17 protein-coding genes and 1 pseudogene are annotated in these 17,381 nt (G+C 71.7%); 7 read left to right on the plus strand and 11 right to left on the minus strand.

What is annotated here, in order from left to right:
* The first annotated feature begins 53 nt into the window (after nt 1-53).
* The gene (locus AMY39116_RS0316700; protein ID WP_020418774.1) at nt 54-1,427 is read left to right on the plus strand and encodes an MFS transporter; all 1,374 of its coding nucleotides are present in this window, start codon (nt 54-56) and stop codon (nt 1,425-1,427) included.
* Here AMY39116_RS0316700 and hsaB read toward each other — a convergent pair.
* The 5 genes and pseudogenes from hsaB to AMY39116_RS0316725 form a co-directional block, all read right to left on the minus strand.
* Entirely contained in the window at nt 1,396-1,926 is a 531-nt protein-coding gene (hsaB, locus tag AMY39116_RS0316705) for a 3-hydroxy-9,10-secoandrosta-1,3,5(10)-triene-9,17-dione monooxygenase reductase subunit (RefSeq protein ID WP_020418775.1), read from the minus strand. The two genes, AMY39116_RS0316700 and hsaB, sit on opposite strands and share 32 nt — an antisense overlap.
* The gene (gene hsaC / locus AMY39116_RS0316710; protein ID WP_020418776.1) at nt 1,923-2,825 is read right to left on the minus strand and encodes an iron-dependent extradiol dioxygenase HsaC; all 903 of its coding nucleotides are present in this window, start codon (nt 2,823-2,825) and stop codon (nt 1,923-1,925) included. The genes hsaB and hsaC overlap by 4 nt, the downstream gene beginning before the upstream one ends.
* Nucleotide 2,826: 1 nt before the next feature.
* The gene (gene hsaD / locus AMY39116_RS0316715; protein ID WP_020418777.1) at nt 2,827-3,672 is read right to left on the minus strand and encodes a 4,5:9,10-diseco-3-hydroxy-5,9,17-trioxoandrosta-1(10),2-diene-4-oate hydrolase; all 846 of its coding nucleotides are present in this window, start codon (nt 3,670-3,672) and stop codon (nt 2,827-2,829) included.
* Between the two features lies 1 nt (nt 3,673).
* Complete coding sequence (gene hsaA, locus AMY39116_RS0316720; protein WP_027935985.1) at nt 3,674-4,852, minus strand: 3-hydroxy-9,10-secoandrosta-1,3,5(10)-triene-9,17-dione monooxygenase oxygenase subunit; 1,179 nt, start codon at nt 4,850-4,852, stop codon at nt 3,674-3,676.
* Nucleotides 4,853-4,896: 44 nt separating this feature from the next.
* Nucleotides 4,897-6,505: pseudogene (locus AMY39116_RS0316725) on the minus strand (FAD-binding protein).
* A gap of 99 nt (nt 6,506-6,604) precedes the next feature.
* On the opposite strand from AMY39116_RS0316725, the gene kstD reads away from it, so the two are divergent.
* From kstD to AMY39116_RS0316750, 5 genes are read left to right on the plus strand one after another with little or no spacing between them, the layout of a single operon-like run.
* Nucleotides 6,605-8,272, plus strand: coding sequence for a 3-oxosteroid 1-dehydrogenase (gene kstD / locus AMY39116_RS0316730; RefSeq protein ID WP_020418780.1), 1,668 nt, complete (start codon nt 6,605-6,607; stop codon nt 8,270-8,272).
* Nucleotides 8,269-9,405 carry a Rieske 2Fe-2S domain-containing protein gene (locus AMY39116_RS0316735; RefSeq protein ID WP_369794319.1) on the plus strand — a complete coding sequence of 379 codons (1,137 nt, stop codon included), beginning with the start codon at nt 8,269-8,271 and terminating at the stop codon, nt 9,403-9,405. Before kstD ends, AMY39116_RS0316735 begins: the two co-directional genes overlap by 4 nt.
* On the plus strand, nt 9,402-9,668 hold the full coding sequence (locus AMY39116_RS0316740) for a hypothetical protein (protein WP_020418782.1): 267 nt from the start codon (nt 9,402-9,404) through the stop codon (nt 9,666-9,668). The genes AMY39116_RS0316735 and AMY39116_RS0316740 overlap by 4 nt, the downstream gene beginning before the upstream one ends.
* Entirely contained in the window at nt 9,658-10,680 is a 1,023-nt protein-coding gene (locus AMY39116_RS0316745; protein ID WP_020418783.1) for a ferredoxin--NADP reductase, read from the plus strand. Before AMY39116_RS0316740 ends, AMY39116_RS0316745 begins: the two co-directional genes overlap by 11 nt.
* Before the next feature lie 11 nt (nt 10,681-10,691).
* Complete coding sequence (locus AMY39116_RS0316750; protein ID WP_020418784.1) at nt 10,692-11,549, plus strand: MaoC/PaaZ C-terminal domain-containing protein; 858 nt, start codon at nt 10,692-10,694, stop codon at nt 11,547-11,549.
* Here AMY39116_RS0316750 and AMY39116_RS0316755 read toward each other — a convergent pair.
* A complete protein-coding gene (locus AMY39116_RS0316755; RefSeq protein WP_020418785.1) occupies nt 11,536-12,105 on the minus strand; it encodes a DUF5134 domain-containing protein in 570 nt (189 codons plus the stop codon). The two genes, AMY39116_RS0316750 and AMY39116_RS0316755, sit on opposite strands and share 14 nt — an antisense overlap.
* 138 nt (nt 12,106-12,243) lie before the next feature.
* Between AMY39116_RS0316755 and AMY39116_RS0316760 the strand changes: the two genes are divergently transcribed.
* On the plus strand, nt 12,244-12,597 hold the full coding sequence (locus AMY39116_RS0316760; protein WP_020418786.1) for a hypothetical protein: 354 nt from the start codon (nt 12,244-12,246) through the stop codon (nt 12,595-12,597).
* Between the two features lie 172 nt (nt 12,598-12,769).
* On the opposite strand, the gene AMY39116_RS0316770 is transcribed toward AMY39116_RS0316760, so the two are convergent.
* The 5 genes from AMY39116_RS0316770 to AMY39116_RS0316790 are packed head-to-tail and all read right to left on the minus strand — an operon-like array spanning nt 12,770 to nt 17,346.
* Nucleotides 12,770-13,939 carry a lipid-transfer protein gene (locus AMY39116_RS0316770; protein ID WP_020418788.1) on the minus strand — a complete coding sequence of 390 codons (1,170 nt, stop codon included), beginning with the start codon at nt 13,937-13,939 and terminating at the stop codon, nt 12,770-12,772.
* Nucleotides 13,936-14,322, minus strand: a complete 387-nt coding sequence (locus AMY39116_RS0316775) for a MaoC family dehydratase (RefSeq protein ID WP_020418789.1) — start codon at nt 14,320-14,322, stop codon at nt 13,936-13,938. Before AMY39116_RS0316775 ends, AMY39116_RS0316770 begins: the two co-directional genes overlap by 4 nt.
* The gene (locus tag AMY39116_RS0316780) at nt 14,319-15,185 is read right to left on the minus strand and encodes a bifunctional MaoC family dehydratase N-terminal/OB-fold nucleic acid binding domain-containing protein (RefSeq protein ID WP_020418790.1); all 867 of its coding nucleotides are present in this window, start codon (nt 15,183-15,185) and stop codon (nt 14,319-14,321) included. The genes AMY39116_RS0316775 and AMY39116_RS0316780 overlap by 4 nt, the downstream gene beginning before the upstream one ends.
* Nucleotides 15,182-16,324, minus strand: a complete 1,143-nt coding sequence (locus AMY39116_RS0316785; RefSeq protein ID WP_020418791.1) for an acyl-CoA dehydrogenase family protein — start codon at nt 16,322-16,324, stop codon at nt 15,182-15,184. Before AMY39116_RS0316785 ends, AMY39116_RS0316780 begins: the two co-directional genes overlap by 4 nt.
* Nucleotides 16,324-17,346: an acyl-CoA dehydrogenase family protein gene (locus tag AMY39116_RS0316790; protein ID WP_020418792.1), complete on the minus strand. Its 1,023-nt coding sequence runs from the start codon at nt 17,344-17,346 to the stop codon at nt 16,324-16,326. Before AMY39116_RS0316790 ends, AMY39116_RS0316785 begins: the two co-directional genes overlap by 1 nt.
* Nucleotides 17,347-17,381: the final 35 nt, after the last annotated feature.

The raw sequence follows: 17,381 nt of genomic DNA on the forward strand, positions 1-17,381 counted from the left end.
ACGAATCCGGCAACCGTTGTCAACATTGGCACACGGGGGATAACTTTCCGACCATGACCGCCCCGTCGTCGATGACCGCCCGGCTCGACCGGTTGCCCGTCACGCGCTTCCACCGCCTGCTCATCGCCGTCGTCGGGGTGGCGACCTTCTTCGACCTCTACGACCTCTTCCTCGCCAGCACCGTGAGCACCGTGCTGTCCAAGGAGTTCGGCGTCTCCGGCGCGGAAACCAAGCCGCTGCTGGCGTCGGCCTTCCTCGGCGCCTTCATCGGCGCCGTGACGCTCGGCAGGCTCGCCGACCGCATCGGCAGGCGCCGCGCCTTCCTGCTCACCCTCAGCGTCTACTCGCTGTTCACGCTGCTCGGCGCGTTCTCCACGGACGTGTGGATGCTGGCGGTCTGCCGGTTCGTCGCGGGCATCGGCATCGGCGCGGAACTGCCCCTCGCCGACGCCTACCTCGCCGACCTGCTGCCCGCGCACGCCCGCGGCAAGGCCACCGCCTGGGCCTACACCATCGGCTTCTGCGGCGTCCCCGCCGCCGGGTTCCTCGCGCGCGGCCTGGTCGGCGAGGCGCCGTTCGGCGTCGACGGCTGGCGCTGGCTCTTCGTGATCGGCGCGCTCGGCGCGGCGATCGTGTGGGTGCTTCGCACCGGTCTGCCCGAATCGCCCCGGTGGCTGATCGCGCAGGGACGGCACGCCGAGGCCGAGGAAGTCGTGCAGCGCCTGGAAAAATCCGCGCGCACCACGCTCGACGTGCCACCGGCGAGCCACGAAGAAGCCCAGCCGCAACGGTTCCGCGCGCTGTTCCGCAAGCCGTGGCGCACGCGGACCGCGATGCTGTCCGCGTTCCAGGTCCTGCAGGTCTTCGGCTACTACGGCTTCGGCTCGCTGGTGCCGATCATCCTCACCGCCAAGGGGTTCGACGTCGCCCACTCGCTGACGTTCAGCGCGCTGTCGTTCCTGGGCTACCCGATCGGCTCCGCGCTGTCGATCCCACTGATGGACCGCTGCCAGCGCAAGTGGCTCATCGTCGCCGCCGCGGCGGGCATGGCGGTCTTCGGGCTCGCGTTCGGCTACTCCACCGGCGGCGCGGCCATCGCGATCCTCGGCTTCTGCTACACCGCGGTCAGCAACGTGTTCTCCAACGCCTACCACGCCTACCAGGCGGAGATCTTCCCGACGAGCCTGCGCGCGTCCGCCGCCGGCTCGGCCTACTCGCTGTCCCGCCTGGCGACCGCCGCGATGCCGTACCTGCTGCTGCCGCTGCTGGAAGCCAAGGGCGCGACCGCGGTGTTCGTGGTGGTCGCGCTGGCGATGGTGCTGCTCATCCTGATCACCGCGGTGTTCGGCCCGCGCACCACCGGCCGGTCGGTCGACGAGATCGCCGGCGAGGCGGTCACAGCCAGTCGTCCGGGCCGGCCCAGCTGAGCACGTCCGCCTTGACCGGCGCGGCGCCGGTGTACTGGCCGCGGTAGAACAGCAGCGGCCGCCCGTTCGACGCCTCCCCCAGCGCCGTCACGCGCCCGACCACGACGAAGTGGTCGCCCGCCTCGAACACGGTCTCCACCGCGCAGTCCACCCAGGTCAGCGCGTCCTCCAGCACCGGGCAGCCGGACGGCGCGGGCTCCCACTCGACGGCCGCGAACTTGTCCGCGCCGCGCGCCCCGAACACCGCGCTGACCCGGTGCTGCCCCTCCGCCAGGACGTTGACCGCGAACCGCCCGCTGCGCTCGATCGCCGGCCACGTCCGCGATTTGCGGGCGGGGCAGAACAGCACCAGTGGCGGGTCCAGCGACAGCGCCGCGAACGACTGGCACGCGAACCCGGCGGGCTCGCCGTCGTCCATCGTGGTCACCACGGTGACCCCGGTGGCGAAGTGCCCGAGCACCTGGCGGAAGCGCGCCGGCTCGATCGCGGACGAGATCACTTCTGCATCCCGACGCTGAAGTCGTGGCCCCACAGGCTCACCGCCGTGCTCTCGCGCGCGATCCACGACTCGTCGTCGACCTGGCGGCCCTCGCACCCGAACTCGACGTCGAACCCGCCCGGCGTCTTCATGTAGAACGACAGCATCAGGTCGTTCACGTGCCGCCCCAGGGTCGCCGACATCGGCACGTTGCGCCGCTTCGCGCGGTCCAGCGCCAGCCCGACGTCGTCGGTGTTCTCCACCTCGACCATCAGGTGCACGATCCCGCTCGGCGTCGGCATCGGCAGGAACGCCAGGCTGTGGTGGCGCGGGTTGCAGCCGAAGAACCGCAGCCACGCCGGCGGCCCGTCGGCCGGGCGGCCGACCATCTGCGGCGGCAGGCGCATCGAGTCGCGCAGCCGGAAGCCGAGCACATCGCGGTAGAACCGCAGCGCCGCGTCGTCGTCGTGGGTGGACAGCACCACGTGCCCGAGGCCCTGCTCGCCGGCGACGAACCGGTGCCCGTACGGGCTCACCACGCGCCGGTGCTCCAGCGCGACGCCGTGGAACACCTCCAGGGTGTTGCCGGACGGGTCGTCGAAGCTGATCAGCTCGGTGACGCGCCGCTCGGCCAGCACCTCGGCGCTGCCCTCCTTGTACGGCACGCCGTTGGCGTCCAGCCGCGCCCGCACCTCGTCCAGCTCGGCGGCGTTGGCGGCCTCCCAGCCGGCCACCGCGAGCCGGTCGCTCTCCCCCGGCACGATCACCAGCCGCGCCGGGAAGTCGTCCATCCGCAGGTAGAGCGCGTCCGGGTGCGAGCCCTTGCCCTCGACCATGCCGAGGACCTTGAGCCCGTACTCGCGCCAGGCGGCCATGTCGGTCGCCTCGATGCGCAGGTACGCCAGTGAGCGGATGCCCATCTCATTCACCTCGCAGGAAGTCGAGGGCCAGGCGGTTGAACTCGTCGAACTTCTCGACCTGGGCCCAGTGTCCACACCGGCCGAACACGTGCAGCTGCGCGCGCGGGATCGTCTTGAGCGCGACCAGCGCGCCGTCGAGGGGGTTGACGCGGTCCTCGCGGCCCCAGATCAGCAGCACGCGTTGCCGCAGCTTGTAGGCGTCCCGCCAGAGCATGCCCTGCTCGTAGTCCGCGCCGGCGAAGGACGCGCCCATCGCGCGCATCGCCGCGAGCGACTCGGGCGTGCTCGCGTTGGCGTAGCGTTCCTCGACCAGCTCGTCGGTGATCAGCGCCGGGTCGAACACCATGAGCCGCAGGAACGCCGCGAGCTTCTCCTTGCTGGGCCCCGGTGGCGCGGCGAACCGGCCGAGCGCCTTGACCCCCTCGGTGGGGTCCGGCGCGAACAGGTTGGTGCTCAGCCCGCCCGGCCCCATCAGCACGAGCCGCCCGGCGCGGTCCGGGTGGTCCAGCGCGAGCCGGACCGCGGTGCCGCCGCCGAGCGAGTTGCCGACCAGGTGCGCCTTGCCGACCCCCAGCGCGTCGAGCAGGCCGACGACCGCGGTCGAGCTGTGGGTGAAGTACTGCGGGTGCTCGGTCGGTTTGTCCGACTTGCCGAACCCGGGCTGGTCGACCGCGAGGACCCGGTAGGACTTGGCGAACACCTCGATGTTGCGGGAGAAGTTGCTCCACGCCGAGGCGCCCGGCCCGCCGCCGTGCAGCATCACCACGGTTTCCGCGTGCTCGGCGCCGGCTTCGTGGTAGTGCAGCCGCAGGCCCCCGCCGACCTCGGCGTACTTGCCCTCGGTCACGTCACACCATCGCATTCTCGACGGGCACGCCGAATTCGCCGTTGCCGTACATGATGTAGGCGCGTTCCGGGTCGTTCGCCGCGTGCACGCGGCCGGCGTGCGCGTCGCGCCAGAACCGCTGGATCGGCGTGCCCCGCTTGAGCGCCCGGCCGCCGGAGTTCTCGAAGAGCCGGTCGATGGCGGCGATCGCGCGTTCGGTGCCGCGCACCTGGTCGCGCCGCACCCGCAGCCGCGTGGCGAACGGCAGCTTCTCGCCGCGGCACGCCAGCTGGTACAGCTCGTCGATGTTGCGGGTCAGCTGCAGCCACGCGGCGTCGATCTCGCTGGCCGCCTCGGCGACCCGCACCTTCGCGAAGGGGTCCTCTTTGGACTGCTCGCCCATGTAGGCGGCGCGCACCCGGTTGCGCTGGTGCTCCACGTGCGCCTCGTACGCGCCCTGCGCCATGCCGATGATCGGCGCGGTGATCGTCGACGGGTGCACGGATCCGTACGGCAGCTTGAACAACGGCCCCGGGTTGATCTGCTGCCCCGGGGTGCGGCACTTCGAGGTGGCCTGGAAGCTCAGCGCGCGGTGCGCCGGGACGAACGCGTCCTCGACGATGATGTCGTTGCTGCCGGTGCCGCTCAGGCCGACGGTGTCCCAGACGTCCTCGATCCGGTAGTCGCTGATCGGCAGCAGGTAGGTGCAGAAGTCGACCGGCTTGCCCTCGGCGTCGAAGGCGGGCGCGCCGAGGAACACCCAGGTCGCGTGGTCGCAGCCGGAGGAGAAGCTCCACCGGCCGGTCAGCCGGTACCCGCCGTCGACGACGGTGGCCTTGCCCATCGGCGCGTAGGACGACGAGATGCGCACGTCGACGTCCTCGCCCCACACGTCCTGCTGCGCCTGCGGCTCGAACAGCCCGAGGTGCCACGGGTGCACCCCGAGGATCGAGGCGACCCAGCCGGTGGACCCGCACGCGCTCGCCAGCAGCTTCACCGCGGTGTAGAAGGTCACCGGGTCGGCCTCGTAGCCGCCGAAGGTCTTCGGCTGCAGCAGCTTGAAGAACCCGGTCTCCTGCAGCGATTTGATCGACTCGTCCGGAATGCGCCGCGCGTCCTCGGTCTCCTGGGCCCGCTCCCGCAGGACGGGAAGCAGTTCCCGGACCCCGGCCAGCACCCCGCGACCATCCTGATCGGTCATCTGCACGCCCCGTCCGTCATGTCTTTTCTCGGTCATCAGCAAGACTAGAACACGTTCTCGTTTTTGTCATCAGTCGGGCCGTCGAGCTGCGGAAATTCCCGCTCTGCGGCCGGAAAACACGCAGTCGGCGAGCGAGAGCCCGCTCACATAGGACCTGGAACAGATTCCCACCGCGGACCGGCCCGCCGCGTACAGCCCGGCGATGCCGGCGCCGTCGGCGCCCCGCACCTGGCCGGTCGACTCGTCCACCACGAGCCCGCCGAGCGTGAGCATCGGGCACGGGAAACCCAGGCTGGGCTTGATGGAGACGTCGATCAGCGAGAACGGCGCCGTCCGCACCGGCCGCACGTACTCGGCCGGCTTGCCCGCCGGGTCCGCGGCGCCTGCGTCCGCGGCCGCGTTGTAGGCCTCGACGGTGGCGGCCAGCCCGGCCGGGTCGACCCCGGCCTTGCACGCCACCTCCTCCAGGGTCGCCGCGGACACCCGGCCGCGTTGCAGCAGGTAGCGGGCCTGCAGCCACTGGAACCACTGGCTCTCCCGCCGCGCGGTGCGGCGTGCCTCGGCGATCGTCTCGGCGTCGGCGAGCAGCCAGCCCTTGCCGTCGTGCTTGCCGATCATCACCTCGCCGATCGCGGCGCCGTAGCGGGACTCGTCGATGATCCGCCGCCCGGCCTGGTCGACCAGGACACCCTTGAGCATCGCGCTGGGCGGCGTGACGAACCGCCACGCCGAGATCCGGTGCATCTCGCCGGTCACCGCGCCCACCGCGGTGCCGAGCCCTATGCCGGACCCGTCGTCGGCGATCGTGCCCAGCGCCAGCCCGCCGCGGTAGGCCGGGGCGTGCTCACGCACCAGCGCGCGGTTGAAGATGAACCCGCCCGCCGCGATCACGACCCCGCGCCGAGCGGTGAGTTCCACATCGCGCGCGTACCGCCGCTCCAGCCGCTCGATCCGGTGCTGCAGCGCTTTGCGCACGCTCGGCACGTAGATCCCGGGCTTCGCGGCGTACCGCGCCATGCGGGCGTGCGCGGCGCGGACCCGGGCGGGCGCGTCGCGCAGCGTGCGGACCCGGACGCCGGTCACGACGCCGTTCTCGACGATCAGCGACTCGGCACGGGTGCCGGGCAGGACCCGCACGCCACGCTGACGCGCCGCCTGCGCCAGCCGGGCGAACAGCAGCTTGCCCGACGTGCCCGGCCCCTTCGTGCGGTGGCCGCGCGCGGCCGGTTTGGCCAGCTCGCGGAACCCGCCGGCGGACTCGCTGCCCGAGTAGTACAGGTAGTAGTCGTCGTTGGGGTAGGACGTCTTGTACGGGCACAGGCTGCCCTCGAACGGCACGCCGTTGCGCTCCAGCCACTCGATCATCGCCGGGCTGGAGTCGCAGAAGCGCCGCAGCGTCTCCTCCGACACCGCCTCGCCGACCTCGAGCCGCAGGTAGTCGTACATCGCGTCGGCCGAGTCGTCGACCCCGGCCTCCCGCTGCTGGGCGGTGCCCCCGCCCGCGTAGACGATGCCGCCGCTCAGCGCGGTCGCCCCGCCACCGCCGAAGCGGTCCAGCACGAGCACGTCCGCGCCCGCGTCGGCGGCCTCGATCGCCGCGCAGGCGCCCGCCGCCCCGAACCCGATCACGATCACATCCGCCGTCTGGTTCACACCCGCTACCCTAGAACTGAAACACGTTCTCGTCTATCGTGACGGACGAGGCGGCGAACAGGCGCTCAGCGAAGTGGAACACGTTCCAGCGGAGGTGGCATGACCGACGAGTTCGACGTCGTGGTGGTGGGCAGCGGCGCCGCCGGCATGACCGCCGCCCTCGCGGCCGCCGACGCCGGCCTCTCCGTCGTGGTGATCGAGAAGGCCGCCAGGTTCGGCGGGTCCACGGCCCGATCGGGTGGCGGGGTGTGGATCCCGGGCAACGAGGCGTTGCGCGCGGCCGGTGTCGAGGACACGCCGGAGGCGGCGCGGGCCTACCTCGACGCCATCGTCGGCGACGTCGTGCCGGCCGAGCTGCGCCAGGCCTTCCTCGACCACGGCCCCGAGGTGGTGTCGTTCGTGCACCGGGTCACGCCGCTGCGGCTGCAGTGGGTGCCCGGCTACTCCGACTACCACCCCGAAGCCCCCGGCGGGCGGGCCGGCGGCCGGTCGGTCGAGCCGAAGCCGTTCGACGGCAAGCGGCTCGGCGACGAACTCCACAACCTGGAACCGCCCTACAGCGGCGCGCCGCTCGGTGTGCCGATCACCCAGGCGGACTACCGCTGGCTGAGCCTGCTCGCCCGCCACCCCAAGGGCGCGCTGCGGGTCCTGCGCATCGGCGGGCGGTGGCTCACCGGGCTGGCGCGCGGCAGGCGGCTGCTGTCGATGGGCCAGGCCCTGGCCGCCGGGCTGCGCGCCGGGCTGCTCCGCGCGGGCGTGCCGGTGTGGCTGGACACGCCGCTGGCCGACCTGGTCACCGAGGACGAGCGGGTCACCGGGGTGGTGATCCGGCGGGACGGGCGGGAGGAGACCGTGCGGGCGCGCCTGGGGGTCGTGCTCGCCGCGGGCGGGTTCGAGCACAACGAGGAGATGCGCGCGAAGTACCAGCGCAGTCCCATCGGCACCGAGTGGACCGTGGGCGCGAAGGCCAACACCGGCGACGCGATCCTGGCCGGGCTCAAGCTCGGCGCGTCGGTGGCCCTGATGGACGACGCCTGGTGGGGCCCGACGATCCCGCTGACCGGCGGGCCGTGGTTCGCGCTAGCCGAGCGGTCCCGGCCGGGCTGCATCCTGGTCAACGCGCGCGGCGAGCGGTTCGTCAACGAGTCCGCGCCCTACGTCGAGGCCGTGCACGCGATGTACGGGCCGGGCGACGGGCCCGGCGAGAACATCCCCACCTGGCTGGTGTTCGACCAGCGCTACCGCGACCGGTACATGTTCACCGGCGTCGGGCCGCGGCAGAAGCTGCCCGGCCGCTGGTTCAAGGCCGGGATCGTGGCCAAGGCGGCCACGCTGGGGGAACTGGCCGCCCGCATCGAGGTGCCGACCGCGGCGCTGGAAGCCACCGTCGAGCGGTTCAACGGCTTCGCCCGGCGCGGCGTCGACGAGGACTTCCAGCGCGGGCGCAGCGCCTACGACCACTACTACGGCGACCCCCGCCACAAGCCGAACCCGAGCCTCGGCCCGCTCGACAAGGCCCCGTTCTACGCGGTCAAGATCGTGCCCGGTGACCTGGGCACGAAGGGCGGGCTGCGCACCGACACCCACGCCCGCGTGCTGCGCGAGGACGGGTCGGTGATCCCCGGGTTGTACGCGGCCGGGAACACCAGCGCCGCGGTCATGGGACACACCTACGCCGGGCCGGGCGCCACGATCGGGCCGGCGATGGTTTTCGGGTTCCTTGCCTCACGCCACCTGGCCACCCAGAATCGCACTGGAGGTCGATGATGACTGAAGTCCGCACGATCGACGCGGGTGCGCCGCCGGCGCGGTTCGCGCGCGGCTGGCACTGCCTGGGGCTGGCCGAGACGTTCCGCGACGGGAAACCGCACGCCGTCAACGCGTTCGGCACCAAGCTCGTGGTGTTCGCGGGCGAGGACGGCAAGCTCAACGTCCTCGACGCCTACTGCCGCCACATGGGCGGGGACCTGAGCCAGGGCAGCGTCAAGGGCAACGAGGTGGCCTGCCCGTTCCACGACTGGCGCTGGGGCGGCAACGGCAAGTGCGTGTCGATCCCCTACGCCAAACGGGTTCCGCTGCGTGCCCGCACCCGGTCGTGGATCACGCTGGAGGAGAACAAGCAGCTGTTCGTGTGGCACGACCCGCAGGGCAACCCGCCGCCGCCGGACGTCGTGATTCCGCGCATCGACGGCATCTTCAGCGGCGAGTGGAGCAACTGGACGTGGGACTCGGTGCTGATCGAGGGGTCCAACTGCCGCGAGATCATCGACAACATGGTCGACATGGCCCACTTCTTCTACATCCACTACGCGTTCCCGACGTACTTCAAGAACGTGTTCGAGGGCCACATCGCCACGCAGTACCTCAACACCAAGGGGCGGCCGGACGTCGGGATGGCGTCCAACTACGGCGGCGAGGACAACCTGCTGCGCTCGGAAGCCTCGTACTTCGGGCCGTCGTACATGATCAACACGCTGCTGAACACGTACAAGGGCTTCGAGATCGAGAACGTGCTGATCAACTGCCACTACCCGGTGACGCCGACCTCGTTCGTGCTGCAGTGGGGGGTCAGCGTGAAGAAGCTGCCGGGCGTGTCGGACGAGCAGGCGGACAAGATCGCCGGCAAGTTCGCCAAGAGCATCGGCGTGGGTTTCCTGCAGGACGTGGAGATCTGGAAGAACAAGACCCGCATCGACAACCCGCTGCTGTGCGAGGAGGACGGCCCGGTCTACCAGCTGCGCCGCTGGTACGAGCAGTTCTACGTGGACGTCGAGGACGTCACCGAGGACATGACGCGGCGCTTCGAGTTCGAGGTGGACACCACCAAGGCCAACGAGGTGTGGGCGCGGGAGGTGGCCGAGAACCTGGCCCGGCAGCAGGAGGCGGGGGTCGCGGGATGACCACCGCCGAGCGCACCGAGTTCCTGGCCGGCGGCCTGCGGCCGCACGCGTGCGCGTCGTGCGGCACGCGGGTGCTGGTGAAGAAGAACAGCGTCAAGCACACCAGCATCCAGTGGACGACCGACGCGGGCAGCTGCCCGGTGTTCGCGCAGGAGGTGGCCGAGGGGCGCAACACCGCGCTGCTGGACACCTGCCCGAAGCTGGTGGACAGCATCGACGCGGCGGTGCGGGACGGGGAGTTCGGGGTTCTCGATGCCGGATAGCTACACCCTGACCGTCGCCGAGGTGATCGCGGAAACGGCCGAGGCGTCGTCGATCGTGTTCGACGTGCCCGCCGAGCACGCTTCGACGTTCGCGTACCGGCCGGGGCAGTTCCTGACGTTGCGCGCGGGCGAGGCGGCGCGGTGCTACTCGTTGTCCAGCGCACCGCACGAGGGCTCGCGGCTCAAGGTGACGGTGAAGCGCACCGAGGGCGGGTACGGGTCGAACTGGTTGTGTGACAACGTCTCTGCTGGTTCCACTGTGGACGTCCTGGCCCCGGCGGGGGTGTTCACGCCCGAATCGCTGGACGCCGACCTGCTGTTGATGGCCGGCGGCAGCGGCATCACGCCGGTGATGTCCATCCTGAAGTCCGCGCTGGCCTCCGGCGGCGGTCGGATCGTCCTGGTCTACGCCAACCGCGACGAGTCGTCGGTGATCTTCGCGTCCGAGCTGGCCGCGCTGGCACGGGAGCACCCGGAGCGGCTGGTGCTGGTGCACTGGCTGGAAAGCGTGCAGGGTTTGCCGTCGGTGACGCAGCTGCGTGAGCTGGTCCGGCCGTACGCGGAGTTCGAGGCGTTCCTGTGCGGGCCCGAGGCGTTCATGGCGGCCGGGAAGCAGGCGTTGAAGGACCTCGGGGCGCCGCGCAAGCGGATCCACCTGGAGCGGTTCGTGTCGCTGGGCGGGAACCCGTTCGAGGACGCCGAAGACGAGGCAGCCGCAGTGCCTTCTCAGGAGGCCGGGACGACGGCCTTGTCGGTGGATCTGGACGGCTCGCAGCACTCGTTCACCTGGCCGCGGCAGGAGAAGCTGCTGGACTTCCTGCTGGCCCGCGGGCTGGACGCGCCGTACTCGTGCCGCGAGGGCCAGTGCAGCGCGTGCGCGTGCCGGATCGTCGCCGGCGAGGTGAAGATGCTGAACAACGAGGTCCTGGATTCCGAGGACATCGCCGACGGCATCGTGCTGGCGTGCCAGTCGGTACCGTTGACCGACGAGGTGTCGGTCACCTACGAGTAGGAGTTGCCGCGTTGCCCATCGATCCCGACGTCGCCATCGGTGCCGAGCTCGACGAGCTGACGTTCGCCTGGACGCCGTCCGACGTGCTGCTCTACCACCTGGCCCTGGGCGCGGGCGCCCGGCCGGCCGACCCGCGGGAGCTGCGCTACACCTACGAACGGGACCTGCGGGTGCTGCCGACGTTCGCGACGGTGGCGGCGAACCTGCGCATCTACGAGCCGCCCGCCGTGTCGTTCCCGGGCATCGAGGTCGACCTGGCGAAGGTGGTGCACGGGACGCAGGCGGTGGCCGTGCACCGGCCGATCCCGGTCGAGGGCAAGGCGGTCGCGCGGACGCGGATCGTGGACGTGCTGGACAAGGGCACGGCGGCGGTGATCGTCAACGAGACGTCGGTGGTGTCGACGGACGGGGCGCCGTTGTGGACGGCGCGGTCGAGCATCTTCGCCCGCGGCGAGGGCGGGTTCGGCGGTTCGCGGGGTTCTTCTTCGCGGGTGGAACCGCCGGAGCGCGAGCCGGACGCGGTGATCGACACGCCGACCTTGCCGCAGCAGGCGCTGATCTACCGGCTGTGCGGCGACCGGAACCCGCTGCACATCGACCCGGAGTTCGCCCGGTCGGCGGGGTTCGAGGCGCCGATCCTGCACGGGTTGTGCACGTACGGGATGGTCGCCAAGGCCGTCACGGACGCCCTGCTGGACGCCGACGTCACGCGGGTGGGTTCGTTCTCCGCGCGGTTCGCGGGGATCGTGCTGCCCGGGGAGACGCTGCGGACGCGGGTGTGGCGTACGGACGAGGGCCTGGCGCTGACGACGACGGCCGTGGAGCGGGGCGCGCCGGTACTGGCGGACGCGCTGCTCACAAGCCGCTGACCAGCATGTAGGCCATGCCGACGCCCATCAGGGCGCGGCAGACCTGGCGGACCGCGCGGTGGTCGCGCAGGCTTTCGGTGCGGGCCCAGCGCGCGCCGAGGATGCCGGAGCGGACGCTGTCGACGGCGAAGTAGCCGATGGCGGCCAGCGCCAGCACGGGCCAGGCGAGCTGGCCGGGTGTCATCGCCATCCAGGGGCCGTCGCCGTGGCCTGGCATCGCGGTGATCATGTACAGCATCGCCGCGGCGGACACCAGGTGGTGCACGGCGCAGCACCGCCGCCCCCGCAACGCGGCGACGAGGAACCACCCGGCCGTCAGGACCAGGATGGCCTGCCACCCGGCCGCCGGGATGGGCCCTCCGAGCGGTGAGACCATCGCGAGCATCGCCAGGACCATCAGCAACTCGGCGACGTCCTGCTGGCGGGTGTCCGGGGTGGTCGTGAGGGCGTCCAGGCGCACCAGCCGGACCACGCTGGGCACGGCGAGCAGCGCGAACGCCACCGTCAGGCTCCACGCAACCAGGACCGGTATCTGCACGTCCTCAAGTTCGCCCATGAACGCCGGGTGCGCTAGAGGTCATCGAGGTGAATTCCACACCGCGAGACGGCGCAACCCGTGGGCGTCGCGCAAGGGGGAGACCGGGTGGAGCCTGCCGACACGGCCCGCGGAAGCGCGGGAGGGTGCCTTCGCGCGGTGCTCTATGCCCTCATCGGGTTCGCGTGGTTCTTCGCGGCGCAGAACGCCGTGTGGTGGTACGCGCGGGCGTGCCACTCGAATCCCATGCCCGGCGTGATACTCGTTCTTGGGCCCGCGTTGCTGGTCGACTGGATCGTCATGGTGCTCGCCGTGTGGGGGCTGCGCGAGCTGCACCACCGGCTGCGGCCGCGCCTGGGCTGGTGGACGCCGGTGGTGCTGCTGGTGGTGGTCCTGCTGGTCACCTGGCTCTATTGGGTCGCGAACATCCCACTGTTCGTCTTCCCACCCGGCCTGGAGCCCACGTGCTACCCGGACGGGTGGCCCGCCTGGATTCCGGTCCCCGGGTACTGAAAATCGCCGGTGTTTCGGCCCCTCTGTGACGGGAACCACACAGAGTAGGCGACGTCAGGAAAGGACGAAGGACGATGCCGGCCACCGAACCGATCACCGACCAATCCGTCATCGAGGACACCACGTTCGACACCACCGACCTGGTGGACGACGAGAGCCACCTCATCCGCGGCTACGACTGAGCCAGCACCAGCCCGCTGGTCGGCACGCCGGTACCGGCCGTCACCAGCACGTGCGACACCGACGGCACCTGGTTGCACGACGTGCCGCGGATCTGGCGGACCCCCTCGGCGATGCCGTTCATCCCGTGGATGTACGCCTCGCCGAGCTGCCCGCCGTGCGGGTTCAGCGGCAGCGAGCCGTCCAGTTCGAGCGCTCCGGACGCCACGAAACCGGGCGCCTCGCCGCGGCCGCAGAACCCCAGCTCCTCCAGCTGCATCAGCACGTACGGCGTGAAGTGGTCGTAGAGCACCGCGACGTCCATGTCGGACGGGCCCGCCCCGGCCTGCGCCCACAGCTGCCGCGCGACCACGCCCATCTCCGGCAGGCCCGCGAGCTCGTCCCGGTAGTAGCTGGTCATGATGTACTGGTCCGGCCCGCTCCCCTGCGCCGCCGCGGCGATCAGCGCGGGCGGGTGGCGCAGGTCGCGGGCCCGCGCGGCACTCGTGATCACCAGCGCGACCCCGCCGTCGGACTCCTGGCAGCAGTCCAGCAACCGCAGCGGTTCGGCGATCCACCGCGACGCCTGGTGCTCCGCCAGCGTGATCGGCTTGCCGTGGAACCACGCCGCCGGGTTCGTCGCCGCGTGCTTGCGGTCCAGCACCGCCACCCGGCCGAAGTCCTCGGTCGACGCGCCGTACTCGTGCAAGTAACGCTGCGCCACCATCGCCACCGTGGCCGCCGGCGTGGCCAGCCCCATCGGATAGTGGAACGCGTTGTCCACCCCGGAGGAGTTCACCTGCCCCGCCGCCGCGGACGACACCTGCCCGAACCGGTGCCCGGACCGCTCGTTGAACGCCCGGTACGCCACCACCACCTCGGCCACCCCGGTCGCGACCGCCATCGCCGCCTGCTGGACCGTCGCCGCCGCCGCGCCGCCGCCGTAGTGCACCCGGCTGAAGAACGTCAGCTCCGGGATGCCCAGCTCCCGCGCCACCGCGATCTCGGCGTTGCCGTCCATCGTGAACGACACCAGGCCGTCCACATCGGACGGCCGCAACCCGGCGTCGTCCAGTGCCGCGCGCACCGCCTCGGCCGCCAGCCGCAGCTCGCTGCGTCCCGAGTCCTTCGAGAACTCCGTCGCGCCGATCCCGGCGATCGCCGCCTTGCCCGACAGTGTCATGCCGCCAGCTCCACGGTCACCGTCCCGCTCACGTGCGCCCCCAGCTGCCCGGTCCCGGTCACCTCGACGACCGCGACCCGCCCCTCAACCGACGCGACCCGCCCGGTGAACACCAACCGGTCCCCCGCATAGCACGGCACGCCCAGCTTGATCTTGATCGACTTCACCAGCGCGTCCGGCCCCGCCCAGTCCGTCACGAACCGCTGCACCAGCCCGGTGTCGGTGAGGATGTTGAGGAAGATGTCCTTCGACCCGCGCGCGACCGCGGCGTCCCGGTCGTGGTGCACGTCCTGAAAGTCCCGCGTCGCCAGCGCGGTGCTGATCACGAACGTCGGCGTGACGTCGAAGACCAGCTCGGGCAGCTCGGTTCCGGCGGCGGTCATCGCGCCACCCGCCAGGCCGGCAACGTCAGATCGTCGTCCACCTTCAGGAACGCCGCGGTCACCGGCAGTCCGATGTGGACCTCCGCGGGATCGGCCCCGACCAGTTCGCCCAGCATCCGCACCCCCTCCTCCAGCTCGACCAGCGCGATCACGAACGGCAGCTGCTTGCCCGGCACCGCGGGCCGGTGGTGCACCACGTAGCTGTAGACCGTGCCGCGCCCGCTCGCCACCACCCAGTCCGGCTTCGCGTCCAGGTCGCCGTCCGGCGGCATCGGCCCCGGCGGGTGCCGCAGCACGTCGCCCCAGCGCTGGATCCGCAACTCGCCGGCCTTCGCGCCCTCCCAGAAGAACTCGGTGTCCCGGCTGATCACCGGCCGCAGCGCGCCCCGCGCGGAGGGCGGCGGGGCGAACTTCAGCACCCGGAACAGCATCTCGGCGACCAGTTCGTCGCCGACGTACCAGGACGTGCGGGTGGTGACGAACCAGCCCTCGCCCAGCGCGGTCCGCTTCGGCCCCACGACCGACTCCAGCGCCGTCGACGCCGACACGTGCTCGCCGACGCGCAGGTAGCGGTGGTAGGTCTGCTCGGAGTTCGTCGCGACCACCGACGTGTAGCCGGCCTCGTCGAGCACGGCCATCATCGCGCCCAGCGGGTCGTCCGCCGCGCGCTGCCCGTGCAGGCCGTTCATCGTCCACACCTGCACCATGGCCGGCGGCGCGACGCCCTCGGCGTACCGCGGGTTGGCGTCGCCGATCGCCTCGACCCAGTTGTTGATCATCGCCTGGTTCACCGGATCACGGGCCGGGCGGCGCGCCGACTCGCCCTGCGCGCGGATCCGGGCGGCCGCCTCCTCGACGCTCATCGCGGCACCCTCGGCAATCCCAGTCCGGCCGTCGCGATCAGCTCGCGCTGGATCTCGTTCACGCCACCCCCGAAAGTGAGCACGATGTTGCGCCGCGCCAGCACGTCCAGCCACTCGGCGAGCGCGGCGGTGCCCGGATCGGACAGATCCCCGTGCCGGGCCACGATCTCCTCGACCAGCCGCGCCACCCGCTGGATGCGGTCCGAGCCGAACACCTTGGTCGCCGAGGCGTCCGCGACGTCCAGCTCCGCGGCCGCGACCTGCCAGTTGAGCAGCTCGTTGATCCGCACCACGGCGAGCGTCTCGCCCAGCGCCCGCCGCACGTCGGGCTCGCCGAGCAGATCGCGCTCCGCGGCCCAGGCCCGCACCCGGTCGTAGAGCCCGCCGATCCGCCCGGCCGGGCCGAGCATGACGCGCTCGTGGTTGAGCTGCGTGGTGATCAGCTTCCAGCCCTGGTTCTCCTCGCCCACCCGCATCGACACCGGGACCCGGACATCGGAGTAGTACGTGGCGTTGACGTGGTGCGCGCCGTCGCAGGTGATGATCGGCGTCCACGAGTAGCCGGGGTCGCCGGTGTCGACGATCAGGATCGAGATGCCCTTGTGCTTGGGCGCGTCCGGGTCGGTGCGCACCGCGAGCCAGACGTAGTCGGCGTCGTGCCCGCCGGTCGTGAAGATCTTCTGCCCGTTGACCAGGTAGGAATCGCCGTCGCGGACCGCGGTGGTGCGCAGGGACGCGAGGTCGGTGCCCGCGTCGGGCTCGGTGTAGCCGATCGCGAAGTGCACCTCCCCGGCGAGGATCTTCGGCAGGAAGAACGCCTTCTGCTCGGGCGTGCCGTACTCCTGCAGGGTGGGCCCGACGGTCTGCAGCGTCACCGACGGCAGCTGCACGTCGGCGCGCGCGGCCTCGTCGGCGAAGATGTGCTGCTCCAGGTCGCCGAACCCGCCGCCGCCGTACTCCTCGGGCCAACCGACTCCGAGCCGCCCGTCGCTGCCCATGCGGCGCACGATGCGGCGGTAGACCTCGCCGTGCCGCTCGCGCAGCAGCGCCTGCCGCTCCTCCGGCGTGATCAGCCCGGCGAAGTACTCGCGCAGCTCATCCCGCAGTTTCCGTTGCGGCGCGGTCAGTTCGATGTGCATCAGGCCTCCACCAGGTCGCCGAGCCGGTCCAGCCGCTCGCTCGCGCCGCCGGTCAGCGCGGCGAGCTCCTTGACCAGCCCGTAGTGGCGGTGCAGCGGGTAGGTGATGTCGACGCCGAGACCGCCGTGCAGGTGGTGGCACACCGCGAGCGCCTTGGGCGCCTCCTCGGCGAGCCAGTACGCGGCGACCGCCAGGTCCTCGTCCGCGTCGAGCCCCTCGGCGAGCCGCCACACCGCGGACAACGCGGCCAGGTGCAGCGTGCGGGAGGCGATGTAGACGTCCGCGATCTGCTGCGCCACCGCCTGGAACGTCGCAAGTGGACGGCCGAACTGCTCGCGCTGCCGCACGTGCCCGGTGGTCAGCGCCAGCGCTCCGGCCACCGCGCCGTCGCCGAGCGCCACCGCGCCGGCGAGCGCGAACCGGCGCAGGTCCGCGAGCGAGCCGTCGCGCAGCAGGTCCGCCTCACCCACCCGGACGCCGGACAGCCGCAACGACGTGCCGTGCACCTCCGCGCCCTCGGTCCGCGGATCGACGAGGAACACGCCCGGTCCCCACGGCAGCGTCGCGGGCACGAGCACACACCCGGCCTGCGCCAGCGACGGCACCAGGGTCTTCGTGCCGGTCAGCGCCCAGCCGCCGTCCACGGCGACGGCCTCGGTCGAGGGCTCCGCGGCGAACGGCCTGGACGGCTCGTGCGGCGCGGCGGTGACGACGACCTCGCCCGACGCGATCTCCGGCAGCCACCGCGCGCGCTGCTCCGGGCTGCCCATCCGGTTCAGCGGCAGCACCCCCAGCGCGAGTGCGGCGAGCGCGGGCACCTGGACGCCCGCCCGGCCGACCTCGGTCAGCACCACCGCGACCTCGGCCGGGCCGAGCCCGTCCCCGCCCAGGTCCTCGGGCAGGGCGAGCGCGAGCAGCCCGGCCTTCGCCAGCGCCTGCCAGGCGTGCTCGGGGTCCCTGGCGAGGACGTCCGCGGTCAGCGCGGCGATCTCGGCCCGGGTCGCGTCCAGGGTGAAGTCCACACCGGCTCCTCGGCTACAAGACTGAAACCTGTTCT

Source organism: Amycolatopsis sp. ATCC 39116 (assembly GCF_000231075.2).
GTDB classification, from domain to species: Bacteria; Actinomycetota; Actinomycetes; order Mycobacteriales; family Pseudonocardiaceae; genus Amycolatopsis_E; species Amycolatopsis_E tucumanensis.

What these genes read in the sequence shown, in the direction of transcription:
- AMY39116_RS0316700 (WP_020418774.1), top strand. Translation starts at nt 54, where the DNA reads ATGACCGCCCCGTCGTCGATGACCGCCCGGCTCGACCGGTTGCCCGTC.
- hsaC (WP_020418776.1), bottom strand. Translation starts at nt 2,825, where the DNA reads ATGGGCATCCGCTCACTGGCGTACCTGCGCATCGAGGCGACCGACATG.
- hsaA (WP_027935985.1), bottom strand. Translation starts at nt 4,852, where the DNA reads ATGACCGATCAGGATGGTCGCGGGGTGCTGGCCGGGGTCCGGGAACTG.
- kstD (WP_020418780.1), top strand. Translation starts at nt 6,605, where the DNA reads ATGACCGACGAGTTCGACGTCGTGGTGGTGGGCAGCGGCGCCGCCGGC.
- AMY39116_RS0316735 (WP_369794319.1), top strand. Translation starts at nt 8,269, where the DNA reads ATGATGACTGAAGTCCGCACGATCGACGCGGGTGCGCCGCCGGCGCGG.
- AMY39116_RS0316740 (WP_020418782.1), top strand. Translation starts at nt 9,402, where the DNA reads ATGACCACCGCCGAGCGCACCGAGTTCCTGGCCGGCGGCCTGCGGCCG.
- AMY39116_RS0316745 (WP_020418783.1), top strand. Translation starts at nt 9,658, where the DNA reads ATGCCGGATAGCTACACCCTGACCGTCGCCGAGGTGATCGCGGAAACG.
- AMY39116_RS0316755 (WP_020418785.1), bottom strand. Translation starts at nt 12,105, where the DNA reads ATGGGCGAACTTGAGGACGTGCAGATACCGGTCCTGGTTGCGTGGAGC.
- AMY39116_RS0316770 (WP_020418788.1), bottom strand. Translation starts at nt 13,939, where the DNA reads ATGACACTGTCGGGCAAGGCGGCGATCGCCGGGATCGGCGCGACGGAG.
- AMY39116_RS0316775 (WP_020418789.1), bottom strand. Translation starts at nt 14,322, where the DNA reads ATGACCGCCGCCGGAACCGAGCTGCCCGAGCTGGTCTTCGACGTCACG.
- AMY39116_RS0316780 (WP_020418790.1), bottom strand. Translation starts at nt 15,185, where the DNA reads ATGAGCGTCGAGGAGGCGGCCGCCCGGATCCGCGCGCAGGGCGAGTCG.
- AMY39116_RS0316785 (WP_020418791.1), bottom strand. Translation starts at nt 16,324, where the DNA reads ATGCACATCGAACTGACCGCGCCGCAACGGAAACTGCGGGATGAGCTG.